Source organism: Pseudomonas sp. FP2196, from assembly GCF_030687715.1.
Lineage (GTDB): Bacteria > Pseudomonadota > Gammaproteobacteria > Pseudomonadales > Pseudomonadaceae > Aquipseudomonas.
Window position 1 is genome coordinate 707,940 of sequence record NZ_CP117445.1, and the last position, 17,322, is coordinate 725,261.

8 protein-coding genes are annotated in these 17,322 nt (G+C 58.9%); 1 reads left to right on the top strand and 7 read right to left on the bottom strand.

Going from position 1 to position 17,322, the window contains the following annotated elements:
* Window positions 1-103 precede the first annotated feature (103 nt).
* Entirely contained in the window at window positions 104-7,165 is a 7,062-nt protein-coding gene (locus PSH79_RS03090) for a TcdA/TcdB pore-forming domain-containing protein (protein ID WP_305441194.1), read from the top strand.
* 79 nt (window positions 7,166-7,244) lie between these two features.
* Here the strand turns inward: PSH79_RS03090 and PSH79_RS03095 are convergent, their stop codons facing one another.
* The 7 genes from PSH79_RS03095 to PSH79_RS03125 form a co-directional block, all read right to left on the bottom strand.
* Window positions 7,245-7,841, bottom strand: coding sequence for a MarC family protein (locus PSH79_RS03095; RefSeq protein ID WP_187678526.1), 597 nt, complete (start codon window positions 7,839-7,841; stop codon window positions 7,245-7,247).
* Window positions 7,842-8,510: 669 nt separating this feature from the next.
* A complete protein-coding gene (locus tag PSH79_RS03100; protein ID WP_305441195.1) occupies window positions 8,511-11,285 on the bottom strand; it encodes a hybrid sensor histidine kinase/response regulator in 2,775 nt (924 codons plus the stop codon).
* Between the two features lie 99 nt (window positions 11,286-11,384).
* Window positions 11,385-12,680, bottom strand: coding sequence for a phosphoribosylamine--glycine ligase (purD, locus tag PSH79_RS03105; RefSeq protein WP_305441196.1), 1,296 nt, complete (start codon window positions 12,678-12,680; stop codon window positions 11,385-11,387).
* Between the two features lie 153 nt (window positions 12,681-12,833).
* Entirely contained in the window at window positions 12,834-14,441 is a 1,608-nt protein-coding gene (gene purH, locus PSH79_RS03110) for a bifunctional phosphoribosylaminoimidazolecarboxamide formyltransferase/IMP cyclohydrolase (protein ID WP_305441197.1), read from the bottom strand.
* An 82-nt stretch (window positions 14,442-14,523) separates the two neighbouring features.
* The gene (fis, locus tag PSH79_RS03115; protein ID WP_003221275.1) at window positions 14,524-14,844 is read right to left on the bottom strand and encodes a DNA-binding transcriptional regulator Fis; all 321 of its coding nucleotides are present in this window, start codon (window positions 14,842-14,844) and stop codon (window positions 14,524-14,526) included.
* The gene (gene dusB / locus PSH79_RS03120; protein WP_305441199.1) at window positions 14,841-15,851 is read right to left on the bottom strand and encodes a tRNA dihydrouridine synthase DusB; all 1,011 of its coding nucleotides are present in this window, start codon (window positions 15,849-15,851) and stop codon (window positions 14,841-14,843) included. Before dusB ends, fis begins: the two co-directional genes overlap by 4 nt.
* 186 nt (window positions 15,852-16,037) lie before the next feature.
* Window positions 16,038-17,318: a DUF3426 domain-containing protein gene (locus tag PSH79_RS03125; protein ID WP_305441200.1), complete on the bottom strand. Its 1,281-nt coding sequence runs from the start codon at window positions 17,316-17,318 to the stop codon at window positions 16,038-16,040.
* Between the last annotated feature and the right edge of the window lie 4 nt (window positions 17,319-17,322).

Sequence of the window (17,322 nt, forward strand, 5' to 3'; positions counted from 1 at the left end):
TTTTGGTCTTTGAAAGAAATTGAGTTTTATCTCGTTTGAGTTTTGGATTTGTTGGTGGCTAGCTTGGCTCAGGAATATTCTGTGAAAGTCACTGGGGTAAGTTATGTCAAATGTTGAAGCTATAAGTAATGATAACTACGTTAACTTTTCTGAGCTGTTCAGGCGTACGGATTTCGAGCGTGCACTGTCGCTGCATAAAGAAAGCAAGCATTATGAAGCCCTGTTGCGTTATTACTCCGCCTGTGTGAGTGCCAACGATCCGCAGCAGTTGATTGAACCACTGAGATTATTGCGCCAGACACTGCAACAACTGTTGGGCAATAGTCGAGTGCGGCGGGAGTTGGAACCGCCGGTGGCGACGATTGAAAAACCGGCCGCAGAGCTTTCGCGGATTTACGATAAAGTCGAAGCCTTCGAATCACGCGTTCATCTCGGCGTCGAACTGATTAAAACTGTGTCGACCCCCGTTCCAAAGACCCTGCACTTCGTCTGGCTTGGTGGCGGCGTCGGCCCCATCCAGCGTGACTACCTCAATGTCTGGAAACAGGTACTCACCGGGCAGGGTTACACCCTTAATCTCTGGTTCGACAGTGACGCGTTACTGGCGTATCAGACCAATAAACTGATTGTCGAAGCGGCCAAGGCGGATGCCTTGGCGCAGGTCGCAGGTAAAGCAATTGCCGAAGATGCACTGGCCGATCTTTACGAAGCGCGCGCCATTGTGCTCAAGCAGCAGATGCAGGCGCACATCGATGCCGCCGTGGCTAACGGTCAATCCGCCGATGACGCCCGCATTGATTTGCTGGTTAGCGCCTATGGCCAGGACGAGGCGCAACTGCAGGCACTCAGAGAACAACATCGCCGCAGCTTGCAAGGCATTTCGGGTGGTGATCTGCAGTTGCGTGATCTCGACAACGCGACAACGCCGTTACAACTTCAAGATATCTATGAACGGGAAATCCGTTTGCGCGGCAATCTGGCGGCCGCATCGGATGTCGTGCGTGCCGAAGTCCTGCACGGGGAAGGCGGCAGCTATGCCGATGTCGACAACCTGCCGCCTCTTGTGGAAAACCTGAGCGGTGTCGACCTCAATGTTTTGAGCGTCGACGCCCGTCTGGGCATTCTGCAGTTGCTGCTCAATCACAACCCCGAATGGATGCCGGGCCGTCAGTCGTCCAACAGTTACGCCAAAAGAATTCCGGCAGAGCATCTAGCGACGCTTGAAGCGTTCGCCAAAAGCGGCCCGGCACTGAGTCAGGTTTTCCAGGCGCCGACCGATTTGCTGGCGCGACCGTTCATGTTGCGCGCGGTGGCCGAAGGCAGTTCGATGACCAATGCATTCTTGATGGCGCATGCCGGGTCGGCGACGCTGCAAGCGGTTATCGAGCGCATCCGCTTCAATTACCGGTTGGTCGACGAAACCCTGCAGCTGGCTGCGCAACGCAATGTCGCACTGACGGACTTCGACGGTGTGCTGCCGCTGGCGCTGACCGTTCTGGAAAAAACCTACGGCCCGCTGCGCGAACTGCCGAACCAGGAGGAGATCCTCGCAGGCTTTCTCGCCAGTGCTGCCGCCAGCTACTTCAGTGACGGCATCCGTCCTCAAAGTGAAGGCACCATCTATCTGACCGGCCCCGGCGCTATACGCGACGGCATGGCCGATTACGCCAAGGCACACCTGACCCCCGGGCAAGCCGAGATGATCCGCGCCGAAGCGTCCATTGCGCGCTATGCGTCGGTCAACCGTGCCACCGAAGAAGAGCTGGATCACTCCTGGAAAGACAACGCGAACGACCCGGTGAAATGGGTGGAGGACGAGCAGGCGCGCTGGCAGCAAGGTCAGTACACCACCCGTTACAAGGGCGATATCGCACAGTTGCTCAAAGGTTCGACCATTGAGTTCGAACAAGGCTGGCCGTTGATTGAAGGTAGAGCGGTGTTATTGACTGACGTATTGCAGCGTCTGGTCGACGGGCTTGGCGAACCTTTCACTGAGGCCATGCGACAGGGGCATGATGGTGCAATCGGGTTCGAGAAGTTGTTGCCGTTGAGTTTTGCCGACCGTCAGTTGATCAGGAATCAGCCACTCAATGCGCGGCCTCCGGTATTTCTCAACGATCAGCGATTGCGGAATCTGGGGCTGGATGAAGTGTTGAGTGCGCTGGCCCATGGCGAACTGTCTCTCGTCGAGACCACGCCACTGCAACGTCTGTCACTGGGCGTGTTGCTGGGGATTGATTCACTGCACAGCCAGAACTTCGACCGCTTCAGTGGCGAACTGGACAACCTGGCCAACAGCGTCCGTGAGTTGGGAGCTTCGAATCGTTACGCAGTCATTGAACGACGTCTCTACAGTCGCCGTGATGCGCAGTTTCTTAGCGGTCTTGCCGGCGATATCGCAGAGTCGGCCGCATCGATCAGCGCGCTGGATCTGAAAAAATCCGCACTGATGAAGGCACAAACTCTTCAGCAGTGGGGCCGATACGCCGCGCAAATTCAACAGACAGCCACCCTTGAACATCGCTTGCAGATCAGCGAACGGATGGATCAGGTGCTCGGCCAAATCGAGGCCAGCAGCGTAAAACCGGTGCCACAGGATTTATTGCTGGGTGGTGCCGGCGAAGCCATCGGCGGGCGCTGTTATCCCTTGGCACTGATGATGGCTGCCGCGTTTGCAACGGGGGAAATGGCTTCTCATCGATTGCGTGAACGTTTTTATCTGTCCGTCATTGAGCCGCAACAGAGTGATTCGCAAGCTTTCGTGCAAGTGCTGGAGGAGCTGCGAAGTGCTCAACTGAGCGAAGTGGGAACGACGCTCAGTCGTGCTGATCTGACACAGCTCACCGCTGCACTGGAGAGCGATGCCAGCCCCCGAACATTAATGCTCAACACTGATAACCACTCGATGCTGGTGGCGAAAACCGTCGTGGGTGCGCAAGACCTCTATCATTTTTACGACCCCAACTTCGGTCTGTTTGAATTTGAAAGTGCTGCCATGTTCAAGCGGGCGCTCGAGCACTTTTTTCTGAAAGTGGGTATGGCCAAATACTATGCCGCGTACGGTGGCAGTGTTCGCCCGACCTTCGATCTGATTGAACTGGACGGTGCAAAAGTAGCGGCCTTGCCATTGTCCGGCGGGATCGATGTGGCGAAAGTGCTGACGAACGATGCGTTACCAGGGCAAACGCCGGGCAAGCTGCGTCAGCGTCTGAACAGCGCCCACGGTCGATCGCTGGTCGACAATTTGCATTTGGGTGCCAGTCTGCTTGGGCTGGATGGCCATTGGTGGGGGCGGCAAATTGCGGGCGCTACCACTGCGTTGCAAGAGCTGCATCCCTCGGTCACGCCGTGGGTACCGTTGTTCGAAACGCTGGAGATCACCGCTGAAGGCAAATATCGGCTGAGTCTCGTCGACTCCTCGACGCCCGAACATGTGGTTCAAGTGGTCAGTGATGACCACCGATTGTTGCGGATCAAGAACTGGCTGTCCGAGCAGTTCTCCACTCTGGCACGCAAACCGCTCGACAGCGTCGGTGTACTGGATCCGACGGAGGCCGGCGCTGTTCATACCTTGAACGCAGGGTTCTCGATTCAGGCGCTGATGAATGCCTTGCGTGGACGTGAAGGCGAGGACCGGACCCTGACTACCGCGGTGCGCTTGCACGCCTACCTCAATTACGCGCAGTTGGTGCATGGCAATGTCGTGGACGTGGTCGGTCTGATTCAACTGGTCAAAACCGCGCTGGGCGAGGAGAAGATCATCGCCCGCACCTGTGCCTCGGTCGTCACCGAAGCCTTGGGGCATGCGGCCAATGAAGGTGTGGGCGCCGTGCTGGGGCTGGCAAACGTTGGTTTTGATATCTACCAGTTGGCGAGCGCACAGAACGACATCGAAAAAGCGCAGTTCGGTACGCAATTAGCTTTTGACTCGGCCAGCCTGGCATTGACTGCCGGGGGCGTCGGTGCCGCCGTGGCTGGCGCATCCACCGCCGCTGCAGTGTTGGGTGGTGCCGGGGTGATTCTGGGCGGGCTCGCGGTCGGGGTCGCGGCGCTCGCCCAGGGGTTTGCCGGCATTGCGCGCAACGCTCAGGAAGTCGGAACGTTTTTTGCGGACATGGAAGACGCCTATCGCGGGCTCGGTTACCACTTCGATGACGCGCTGGGGGCGTGGATTACGCACCCGTCGCTGATTGTCAAAAGCATCGACCTGGCCGCTGGCAAGGTGCTGTTCGACAGCCAGAAGCTCTACCCGTTGCGCGACCACTTCGGCGTCCCGGACTTTGACTCCGATTACGCTCGGGCGATCAATATCCGTCAGCAATTAGGCTTGCCCGGACAGATCGAATTCTTACCGGCTGCCAGACAAACCATCGTCCTGCCGTGTACGCCTCAGACTTGTTATGGGTATGAGTACAAGGCGCTACCGTTTGCCTCTTCGCGGCATGATCGCGGTTTCGATACCGCCCGCCGCCTGGAAAGAAAACTGGCAGACGGCCAATGGCTGTTTCTGTTTTCGTTTTACTCATTTCCTTCGCATTACATTGTTCATCGTCTGTTTCCTCAATATCGCGACACCGTCATCGACGTTCATCTCGATGCGGTCGAACGCACCCTGGTAGTGCCGTCGCTGCCGACGGCCTGGCGGGGCAAGGTGTCGTATCGGATTTCCAGCGCCGGTGCGTCCTGTTCCGTGCTGCTCAATCACGGCGCCAGTATCGAATTGCACGCGCCGAGCCGAAGCCAGAGCCGCTGGGTGCTGCAGGCTGGCTGGGCCAGCGAAGAGAGCATCCGGATCGAACCCTGTGGCGAGCTGTACATCGGCGATGTTCACGTGAAGATATCCGGCCATGGACGCCATTCGGTGTTGATTCGGACGGCCAATCAGCAACTGTTCAGCGTTGACTTTGGCGAGCGTCAGTTGAATATCATTCAACAAAGCGCACATGAAGGGCTTGATGAGCAAGCGTTGCTCAAGCACTACAAAATCCTCGCCCGGGAGCATCGTCTGGTGATGCCGTATACACCGGTGCATGACTGGCTGATTCCGTTCGAGTCGCCTCAGGAACCGCGTTACACCACGGCCTGGTATGACGCCCGGGAAGAGCGTTTTCTTTACATTCGCAACGAGAAAATCGCCGATACCGAGGACGCCCAATTGGCCTTGGTGGCCAACGGATTTGCCTATTTCTACCTCACGGACAGCTATGACATCTGGCAGGTCGATGTGGTCAGCGGGCTGCTCAAGGTTCGGTACCGGTTACTGCTGCCGGAGGGTAAAAGCGCGATTGGCCCCGTCGAAGTCGATGAGCACGGCGTGATTCATTTGATACAAACCGTCAGCAGCCCTCAGGGCACCCGCCGGTTCAATTACCTGATTCACCAGGAGCGGTTGCTGTTGAGTTCCGTCACTCATGCAATGGCGCGGGAACTGCAAGCGAGCGCGTTCGCCCACGAGTCGCTGGCCGACTGGTCAACGGTGTTGGGCAAGTACACGATGGCTCATCCCAGCGCTGAACGGGACGGTGCGACGACGGTTGACTGGCAGCCGGCGACTTACGTTTCGGTCAGCTGGAAATTCGCACCTGACAGGCGTGACATCGTATGGGTTCGCAGCCGTGATCGATTGTTGATCCACCCGTTGCCGCTTCCTCGCCATACCCGTGGCTGGCCCGACTCGATCAAGAATCTGACCGATCTGGTGCTGCTGCCCATGGCGGGCGCAAGCGATGTGTATTTCATCTACAACCGCCTCGACCAGGTTCTTTGCCGACTACAACGCGACGGGATGCAGGGCCAGCAGCAGTGGTCGCATCGTTGGGTCGAGCCAGAAGGGCTCAAGCATATTGTGGCGGTCGAGAACGGCTACCTGATACTGGATGAAGAGGGCCGACTCTTTAACCTGACCGCACAAGGTGAGGCGCAATTGCACGGTGTCGGCGAGCAGTGGCTCAAGGGGCGTGCGCATTGGTGGCAGGCACTGGAACCGATCGCCAAACGTTACCCGGTGGAGCGTTTTGCGATTGTCGGATTACGCAATGCCGCCGGTGACGGCCAACTGAGTGCCTGGCATATGAGCAACCGCGTGCTGTTATGCGATCCGGGACGCGACAAGCCTGTGCGCTTGCTTGGAATGACGCCGGATAATCGAACGGCCTGGTTGTTCAGTGTTTCCGAGGGTGAAATCTGGCGTCAGGCGTTCGTCGATCCGCAGCAGCTTGATCGCGCGTTTGGCGAGGGTCAGCAGCTATTGCACCATGATGCTTTACCGGTTCCCGAGCGGGTGTGGAGCGCCTGGAATTTTGCCGAGGTGACAGTCGATGGCGCCGGGTTACAGGGCACCACTGTTGAGGGTGTCACGCTGCAACTGGGTCATCAGCAGGCGCCGGTGGTCATCGGTGTTGAAAGTCGCTGGGTGACTGCGCAGGGCGCCTGTCTGATCGAACGTCTGCAAGCCTTATTGGCCCGGGCCGATCATGGTGGTTTCGTATCAGTGGCGTCCGGGCCAGATCATTTGCAATGGTATGACGTGCAAAGCGCCCGACTGGTGAGTATTGCCGCCACCGATTTACCCAAGGACTTTGTAATGCTGGGCACCCAGAATCAGTTCAAGGTGTTGTTGCATCAGCGCCGGGAGGCAATGGTGCGGATTTATCCGGGCATGCACAGCATCGGGCCGTTCGACTACATCCAGCGCAATGCGTATGTTTTGACTGTTGAAGGTCGCAGCAGAATGAATGATCTGCTATCGCTGCTTCCCGATGACATCAACACGTTGGTTGTGCGACTGGGGCAGGGCGGCGTGACTTGTCATTTGTCGAAGGCTGCCTGGCAGAGGCTGGATACTGTCATCGTCGACTGCCGGCACGCGCTGGGAGAAGTGCCGGCAGTGCCGGGCAAGTTGCATTGGGATTTTGAGTCGCCGGAAAAGCTGCTGTTCGAGATCGTTGAGGAGCATCTGGTGATCGTCGACCCTGAGACTGAACACACGCTGATTTTCCGTGATGTGTGTTCCCCTGATCCGGCGTTGCGCGGTGAAGTGTTCCTGGCGTTTGGCAAGCAGCAATCCCACGCCATTTCTGCATGGGTGCAGCGGATGCAGGCAAGGACGGCACGCACGGCCAACGTCACCCTGCAGGCGCTACTCGCAGAGCCGGCCGCCGGCTAAAACCGGCGGATAACAAAACGCCGCGAACGGTATCGTTCGCGGCGTTTTACTGTCAGGCGACTCTCGCAAGCGGCAAGGCTCAGGGCACCAGATAGCCTTTGACACCGGTGAAGATGATCTGCGCCGCCAGTGCGCAAACGAACAATCCCATCAAGCGACTGACAATCTGCAAACCCTGATCGCCGAGAATCCGTTCGATTCGGTTGGATAAGTACAGCACCACGCCAACGGTAAAACTGGCAAGGGCAATGCTCATGATTGCCGTGAGCTTGTCATCCCAGTGCGGCTGGCTGACACCCATCACCAGCAAGGCACCGATGGTGCCAGGGCCGACGGTCAGCGGAATGGTCAGCGGCACGATGGTCACGTCCTGCTGCACGTTGTCGCTTTGCACCACCGACTTGCCTTGCGCCATGCCCAGCGCCGAGATGAACAGCACACTGCCGGCGCCGATGCGGAACGCATCCACAGTGATGCCGAACACATCGAAAATCACCCGCCCGAACAAATACAGCAAAACGCTGGAGACCAGCGTGGCGATGGCCACTTTCCAGGCCAGGCGGCGTTGCTCCTTGCGCGAATAACCACGGGTCAGGCTGATGAAACAGGACAACACGAAGAACGGGCTGTAGAGCACCAGCATCTTCAGGTAAACGCTGAACAACACGTGGAGCATGGTTTTGACTCGCAGCAGGGAGAGTGTGGGGAGGAGTCTATCAGTCGTTCAATGACTTGTGGGGGCATTACTTTAAAGTCTTTTTATGTTGGTGTTCTATTGGCTTGTTAGTTGGCTTTTAATTGGTTTGGTAATCAGTATTACATGTTTGGTTTGTTGTTGGTTGATCGTTCGGTTGTGATTGTTTTCGCAAGTTTGTGAGGGCTTTTTTAATAAGGTTAAGGAATCCGTGATGAACAACCAATACATTCAACGAGCCGATATTTCCTCCTGCGTTGACAGTTTGCAGCAATAAGAAATTAATGAGCCTGACGCTATTCAAAGCCGCAGTTTTGCTCTGGGTATCAACTCGGGAGACGTGGTTGAAGCACCGGCCAAAGGGTCTATCGTTGGCGACGGTATCTTGGCTTTCTTGGGTGGCCTGACTGATCAGAATCGTGCACGAGCGGCAAAGATGTCGGGCGATGAGCCTGCCATTCAGTCGTTGCGCACTTACATGACAGATTCTGATGCGGGGAAATCGATCACGGTACCGACATCGTCGATGGATGTGAGCTGGCTGGTCACCTGCGCAAACTTTCCGTCCTCGATCACGAACCTCGTTCAATCACTGGTCCACTCAAGTACTTGAGCAGTCTTGAAATTTGATCGAATCGCGATCAGGACCACTCAGAACGTCGACGCCGTCCGGTTCTGCTGATCCCGCTGGGCGACCCAGTGTTCGATCAGTTCGCGCAATTGCGACAACTCGACCGGCTTGGACATATGCCCATCCATCCCCGCCTGGCGTGCGCGTTCCTTGTGTTCGGCGAGGATGTGCGCCGTCAGCGCGACGATCGGCGTACGGACGCGTTGGTTGCTGACTTCCCATGCGCGCAATTGCTGGGTCGCGGAAAAACCGTCGAGGATCGGCATTTCGCAGTCCATCAACACCAGGTCGTAACGCTGGGCTTTCATCGCTTGCAGCGCTTCTTCGCCGTTGCTGGCGGTGTCCGGCTGCAGGTTGAGCTTGCCGAGCATGCCGCGAATCACTTTGGTCGAAATCGTGTTGTCTTCGGCGACGAGGATACGGAAGTCACTCGGCACTTTGGCCGCTGCGGCCGGGGTGACCACTTGCGGCTGGAACACCACCTGGCCTTTGTTGCGCTGGTTGAGCTCGTCCGCCAAGGTGGTCTTGAGGGTGTAGCCGGCCACGGGTTTGGCGAGGATGCGTTTGATTCCCGAATTGCGCGCAATGATCTTGCTCGGCGCGTTGCTGATGCCGGTGAGCATGATCAGCAGGATGTCGTGGTTCAGGCTCGGGTCTTCCTTGATCTTGGCCGCGAGCTGCATGCCGGTCATGCCGGGCATGTTCTGGTCGAGCAACACCACATCGAAGTAATCACGCAGGTGCGCTTTGGTGCGCAGCAGGGCCAACGCTTCCTTGCCCGATGGCACGGCGCTGACGTTCAGGCCCCAGGCGCTGCACTGCTGCACCAGCACTTTACGGCAGGTGTCGTTGTCATCGACCACCAGCACTCGCGCGCCTTGCAGGGGACTGTCCAGATCAGAGGTCGGGTGTTCAAGGCGATCAGGGTCGAGCGGCAGGGTCAGCCACAAGGTGCTGCCCTGATTGGCGCCGCTCTTGATGCCGAATTCACCGTTCATCAAGCGGATCAACTGCCGCGCGATCACCAGCCCCAGATTGCCGCCCAGACGATTGGCCGAGAGGAAGTGCTTGCTGTGAAGTTCAGCGTGCATCAGCGCATCACGCTCCTCCTGTTCCATCGGCGCGCCGCTGTCCTGCACGGCAATGCGCAGGCGCGGTTTGCTGCTGCGCTCATCAAGGGCGACGACGATCAGCACTTCGCCCTCGGCGGTTTTCTTGAGGGCATTTTCCAAAAGGCTCAACAGGGTTTGACGCAGGCGGGTCGGATCGCCACTTATGACGCGCGGCACTTGCGGCTGAATGAAGCTGATCAGTTCGACGTTCTGCTGTTCGGCCTTGGCGCGGTAGATGCTCAGGCAGTCATCGATCAACGCGTTCAGGTCGAATTGCACATCATCCAGTTCAATCTGCCCGGACTCGAGCTTGGAGATGTCGAGTATCTCGTTGATCAACGTCAGCAGTTCGTTGCCGGCGCTGTGGATGGTCTGCACGTAGTCGCGCTGCTTGACCGACAACGGCGTGCCGAGCAGCAGTTCGGTCATGCCCAATACGCCGTTCATCGGCGTGCGGATCTCGTGGCTGATCTTGGCGAGGAATTCGGCCTTGGCGTTGATCTCGGCGTTGCTCGCGGCGAGGTCGCGGCTGATGCTGAAGCGGCTTTCAGTGATGCTGCGCTGACGCTCGCCCAGCGCGATGCTCATCAACAGTCCGCTGATGCAGATGAACGCCATCAACGTCATGATCAGGCCTTGCGGTGCGACCAGTGTCAGCCCCAGCAAGGCCGGAAGAATGATCAATGTACCGATGTTGAACACGACCATCGCCGCGACGAACAGGCGTGCCGGGCGGTAGCCTTTCTGCCAGTGATAGAACGCGACAAACAACATGCTCAGGCCGGCCAGTGCCACCAGCGCGTAAGTGATGATGTTCAGCGGCAGGGTGTTGACGAACAACAGCAGCAGGCTGCAAATCACGATGAACAGAATGTCGCCCAGCAGCAGTTTGTTCAGTGGATGCGGGCCGAGGGGGGCGAAGAAGCGCAGTGCAAACATCAGCCCGGCCGGCGCGGTCAGCAGCAATGCCAGATAAGCGCCCGGGGTCTGGATCGCGTGCCAGTTCGGCAGCCAGGGGCCAGCGAGGTTGAGCAGCAGTAAAAGGCTGAGCCCCAACAGGCCTTCGCAGACGGCCAGCCACAGGCTGCTGCGCGAGCGCGAGTAGGCATAGCGCACGAGGTTGTGCAGCAGCAACATGCCGAGGCAGCCGAACAGCAAACCGAAAATCAGCGTTTGATTGTGATTGGCCGCGCTCATCACGGCGGATTGCAGGGTGATGTGCGGGCGCAACTGATGGTCAGAGACCATCCGCAGATAGATGTCGAGGGGTTTGTCGCTCTGGGGCAGTGGCAACAGGAAATCACTGCTTGGCAGCGGCCGTTCGGCTTGGGGCTGGTCGGTGCCGGTTTTGCGTTGCTCGATCAGCTTGTCGCCGTCCAGCACGTACAAATTCAGGTGGGACAGATCCGGGGCGAAGATGCGCAGCACTTGTTCGTGCTGGCCGGGTGCGAGCTTGAAACGCAACCACAAAGCACCCTCGGGCCCGGCCGCGGTGAGGCGGTCAAGGTCGATAGGGCTGAATTGATTAATGTAGCGGGCAGAGCGGATGTCGCTCAGTTGAAGGTCGCCTTGATCGTCGAGCAATACCGACCAGCCACTGCCTTGCGTGGCCTGGGCCGGGAGCATGCAGAGCAAGGTCAGCAACGTGACGGTGAAGCTTATGGCAATCCTGAGCCAGCGCACGGCGAAATCCCTTCGTAGGTTGATGCCAGAATATAACGATGCGCGGCAGCGGAACAGCCCGGCGAGGGACTGCATCCCGCGCCGAACCTGATCGACAGCTTACTCCTGGGTTTCGCCACGTTCACGGGCAATGGCGCGGTAGCCAATGTCCTTGCGGTAGAAGCAGCCTTCCCAGTTGATCGCTGCGGCCAGCTTGTAAGCCTGCTGCTGCGCTGCACCAACGCTGGCGCCCATCGCGGTGGCGCAGAGCACGCGACCACCGGCGGTCACGACCTGACCGTCCTTCAATGCAGTACCGGCGTGGAAAACTTTGCCTTCCAGGCCTGCCGCTGCATCCAGACCGTTGATCGTCGCACCTTTGGCGTAGTCGCCCGGGTAGCCGCCAGCGGCCAGCACGATGCCGACGCTCGGACGTGGATCCCACTGCGCTTCGACCTTGTCCAGTGCCTGCGCCAACGCCGCTTCAACCAGCAGCACCAGGCTCGACTGCAGACGCAGCATCACGGGTTGGGTTTCCGGATCACCGAAACGGCAGTTGAACTCGATGACTTTCGGGTTACCGGCCTTGTCGATCATCAGACCGGCGTACAGGAAGCCAGTGTAGACGTTGCCTTCTTCGGCCATGCCGCGCACGGTCGGCCAGATCACCAGGTCCATCACGCGCTTATGCACGTCGGCAGTGACCACCGGGGCAGGGGAGTAAGCACCCATGCCGCCGGTGTTCGGGCCGCTGTCGCCGTCGCCGACGCGTTTATGGTCCTGGCTGGTGGCCATCGGCAGCACGTTCTTGCCGTCGACCATGACGATGAACGACGCTTCTTCACCGTCGAGGAACTCTTCGATCACCACGCGCGAACCGGCGTCACCGAAAGCGTTGCCGGCGAGCATGTCGCGCACCGCTTCTTCGGCTTCTTCCAGAGTCATGGCAACGATCACGCCTTTGCCGGCGGCCAGACCGTCGGCCTTGATCACGATCGGCGCGCCTTTTTCACGCAGATAAGCCAGGGCCGGCTCGATCTCGGTGAAGTTCTGGTAATCGGCGGTCGGGATCTTGTGGCGCGCCAGGAAGTCCTTGGTGAAGGCTTTCGAACCTTCCAGTTGCGCAGCACCAGCGGTCGGGCCAAAGCAGTCCAGGCCACGGGAGCGGAACAGGTCAACGACGCCAGCGACCAGCGGCACTTCCGGGCCGACGATGGTCAGGGAAACGTTTTTCTCGGCGAAGTCCGCGAGCTGCTCAAGGGCCAGCACGTCGATGGCGACGTTCTCGCACTTGGCTTCAATCGCGGTACCGGCGTTGCCCGGTGCGACGAAAACCTTCTGCACGCGCGGATCCTGAGCCACTTTCCAGGCCAGGGCGTGTTCACGGCCACCGCTGCCAATGATCAAAACATTCATTTCAAAAACCTCGGATGACGCTAATTCTGTGGAGCACCTAAGGGGCGCTTTTCTGTGGGGGCTGGCTTGCCAGCGATGCAGGCGACTCGGTTCATCAGTCAGACCGAGGGGATGCTATCGCTGGCAAGCCAGCTCCCACAGTGGATCGTATGCTTAGTGACGGAAGTGGCGCATGCCCGTAAAGACCATGGCGATGCCAGCCTCGTCGGCAGCCGCAATCACTTCAGCATCACGCATCGAACCACCTGGCTGGATCACCGCAGTGATACCGACCTTGGCCGCGTTGTCCAGACCGTCGCGGAACGGGAAGAACGCGTCCGATGCCATCACCGAGCCAGCGACTTGCAGGCCAGCGTGTTCAGCCTTGATTGCAGCGATACGCGCCGAGTTGACGCGGCTCATCTGGCCGGCGCCGACACCGATGGTCTGACGATTCTTGGCGTAAACGATAGCGTTGGATTTAACGTACTTGGCGACTTTCCAGGCGAAGATCAGGTCGTTGATTTCCTGTTCGGTCGGTGCGCGCTTGGTCACGACTTTCAGATCTTCACTGCCGATCATGCCGATGTCGCGGCTCTGCACCAGCAGGCCACCGTTGACGCGCTTGTAGTCCCAGGCCGCAGCACGGTCAGCCGACCACTCGCCACACGCCAGCAGGCGCACGTTGGCTTTGGCCGCAACGATGGCGCGGGCTTCTTCGCTCACGCTTGGCGCAATGATCACTTCCACGAACTGACGCTCGACGATCGCCTTGGCGGTCTCGGCATCCAGTTCACGGTTGAAGGCGATGATGCCGCCGAACGCCGATTCGGTGTCGGTGGCGTAGGCCAGTTCGTAGGCCTGACGGATGCCGCCTTCGGCGTCCGGGCTCACGGCCACGCCGCACGGGTTGGCGTGTTTGACGATTACGCAGGCTGGCTTGACGAAGCTCTTCACGCACTCCAGTGCGGCGTCGGTGTCGGCCACGTTGTTGTACGACAGCTCTTTGCCTTGCAGTTGGGTCGCGGTGGCGATGCCGACTTCTGCCGGTTTGGCTTCAACGTAGAACGCCGCGCTCTGGTGCGGGTTCTCGCCGTAGCGCATTTCCTGAGCCTTGATGAACTGGCTGTTGAAGGTGCGCGGGAATTCGCTGCGACCTTCAGTGCTCAATGTTTCGGCAGCCTGATTCACGGTGCCCATGTAGTTGGCGATCATGCCGTCGTAGGCGGCGGTGTGTTCGAACGCCTTGAGCATCAGGTCGAAACGCTGAGCGTAGGTCAGGCCACCGGCTTTCAGGCCTTCGAGGACGTTGGCGTAATCGCTGGCATTCACCACGATCGCAACGTCTTTATGGTTTTTCGCCGCCGAACGGACCATGGTCGGGCCGCCGATGTCGATGTTTTCGATGGCGGTCGGCAGGTCGCAGCCTGGCTTGTTGATGGTGGCTTCGAACGGGTACAGGTTGACCGCGACCAGATCGATTGGCTTGATGCCGTGCTCGTTCATGATCGCGTCGTCGATACCGCGACGACCGAGGATTCCGCCGTGGATTTTCGGGTGCAGGGTCTTCACCCGACCGTCCATCATTTCAGCGAAACCGGTGTAATCCGCGACTTCCACTGCGGCAACACCGTTGTCGCACAGCAGCTTGAACGTTCCGCCGGTGGAGAGGATCTCGACGCCCAGAGCTTCAAGCTCCTTGGCGAATTCGAGGATCCCGGTCTTGTCGGAAACGCTGATCAAGGCGCGGCGGATCGGCAGGCGGGTAGTCTGGTCGGTCATCTCAATTTCCATCAAAAGCAAAGGAAGTCAGCAAAAAAGGCGACCGGTTTTACGCGGGCGCCTTTCTGGTTTGATTGAATGCTTACAGCAGATCGTACTGCTTGAGTTTCTTGCGCAGCGTGCCGCGGTTGAGTCCCAGCAGCTCACTGGCCTTGGTCTGGTTGCCCTTGACGTAGTTCATCACGCTTTCGAGCAGGGGAGCCTCGACTTCGGAGAGCACCAGGTTGTACACATCCGTGACGGACGCGCCCTCAAGGTGGGCGAAATAATTGTGCAGCGCCTTCTCGACACTCCCGCGAAGGGTCTGGCCTTCTTCGCTCGGGGTATTGAGGTGCTGTTTCAAATTCACGTTGTCGCTCACGGGTGCTGTTCCACTCACTAAAGTCTCGGTCATCATCGTCATGCGGCCACCCCTTCTTCGTCCCCTGTCAGGCTCTTGTAACGCTCGGCGAAGAACTCCCGAACGTTGGCGCATTGTGTTTCCGTACCATCCAAACGATTGAAGTGGGCGCGAAACTCCCTGGCGCCCGGCAAGGTTGCGAGATACCAGCCCACATGCTTTCGAGCAATGCGCACGCCCATCACGTCCCCATAGAAAGCGTGAAGCGCGGCCAGATGCTCTAGCAGTATGTGTTCCACTTCGATCAGTTGCGGGGCCGGCAATTTCTCGCCGGTACGCAGGAAATGATCGATCTCGCGAAAAATCCATGGCCGCCCTTGGGCGGCACGGCCTACCAACAGGCCATCGGCACCGGTCGCGTCGAGCACGTAACGGGCCTTTTCCGGCGAATCGATATCGCCATTGGCAAACACCGGGATCGACACAGCCTGCTTGATCGCGGCAATCGTGTCGTACTCGGCTTCTCCGGTGTACAGATCGGCGCGAGTGCGGCCATGCACTGCCAGCGCCGTGATCCCGGCCTGCTCGGCGATCTTCGCCACGGTCAGGCCGTTCTTGTTGTCGCGATCCCATCCAGTGCGGATCTTCAAGGTCACCGGCACATCAACCGCAGCCACGACAGCCTGCAGGATCTCGGTGACCAGTGCTTCATCCTTCAGCAACGCAGAGCCGGCGGCCTTGTTGCAGACCTTTTTTGCCGGGCAACCCATGTTGATATCAATAATCTGTGCGCCCAGCTCGACGTTGGCCCGTGCTGCATCGGCAAGCATCTGCGCGTCGCCACCGGCAATCTGTACCGAGCGTGGCTCGGGATCGCCTTCGTGGATCATGCGCATGCGCGACTTGCGGGTGTTCCACAGGCTCATGTCACTGGTGACCATTTCCGAGACTACAAGCCCCGCACCCAGACGCTTGCACAGCTGACGAAAGGGCTGGTCGGTGACCCCCGCCATCGGGGCGAGAATCAAGCCGTTCTGCAATGTATATGGGCCGATGCGTACCGCCGACATAGGACTTCCCTGAAGTGGGGCCGGATCATGAGACTTCGAAAAAGGGTGGGCATGATACCCGCTCTCGATGACTGGATAAAGGCTGAATTGAACAAAATCTGAACAGTTATTCCGTTATCGCCAGCGGTTTGGTTGCGCAGCGCGAAGTCAGAAAATTGCCGTCAATCAAAGAAGCGGTGAAGCGATTCATTCGGGCGAGTGAAAACTCAGGCTGTAATTCACCGCTTTCGGGCCTGGATCGAGAATATCCAGCGCGATGTGGATCGGCGTTTGCGGCGGCATCTCCGCCAGGCCTTCGAGATCGCCATTGAGGTATTCGCCGGGTTTGAAGCGGCGACTGGCGATCAGATGGCCGTTAAGGTCGGCAAAACGCAGTTCCAGCAGTGGAAACGGCTGGGAGAACGTCGCGCGGTTGTAGATGATCGCGTCGACCACCAGCGCGCCGCTGAACTCCGGATGGCTGCGCACCACCAGATTGCTGCTCTTGATTTTGGCGATGTCGACCTTGGACGGCACGGTGCAACCGATCTGCGGGCAGAGTTGCTGGAACAATGGACGGTACTGATCCTGCCGCGCCAGTTCATCGAAATGATAGGCGATGTACTGGAAGGCCAGGCCGCCGGCAGCCAACAACACCAGCAGCAACCATAGCAGGCGTCGGCCCCACGGCGAGCGGCGTTTCTGCCAGTCCAGTTGCAGTGGATCGTCGGTCAGGTCCTGCAAGACTTCGGCGCGTACGCCGGGTTCTGCGCGTTCGCGTTTTTTGCGCGATGGCTCGATTACAGGCAGATCGTCGTCATCGGCTTCGTCACTGGCGGACAGGTGCTCGCGGCGGGCATTCGGATCAATCGGATCGTGCAGACGCAGTTGCGGGATCGCCGGCTCGTCGTCCAGGTCCACAGGTTCCAGCGACAGCGAGGGCTCGGTGCGCGTGGTTTTTACCTGTTCGACGTCAAGGATTTGCGGATCGGCTTCGTCTTCTGTCTCGGGCGTGGGCGTGCGCTCGTCGTCGCGCGCACTGAACAGACTGTCGCGCCACACGGTTTCATCGGCTTCGGGGCTATCGCGCCGGGCGCTCAGGGAGTCTTCGCGCGGACGACCGAATTCGGTGGTCGGCTGGATTTCCCGTTGCTCGAGACGGGCGAGTTCTTCGTCCAGATCGAGGCTGTCGAGGTCCAGCTCCGAGGCGCTCCACTGTTTTTGGCTGATGGCGCGCGGCGCAGGCGGCTCGACGATGGCCGGTGGCTCGACAAGCGATAGCTCGTCGACGGGCAGCGTTTCAATCGGCGGCGCGACAGATGTCACCGCGTCCTTGCCGGCGTGTTGCTCAAGCAGCTGTTTGGCGGCGTTGAACACTTGCAGGCAAGAGCCGCAGCGAACCACCCCGCGGGCCACGCTCAATTGAGCATGGCTGACACGGAAACTGGTTTGGCAATGCGGGCACTGAGTGACGAAACTGTCGGTCATGCGG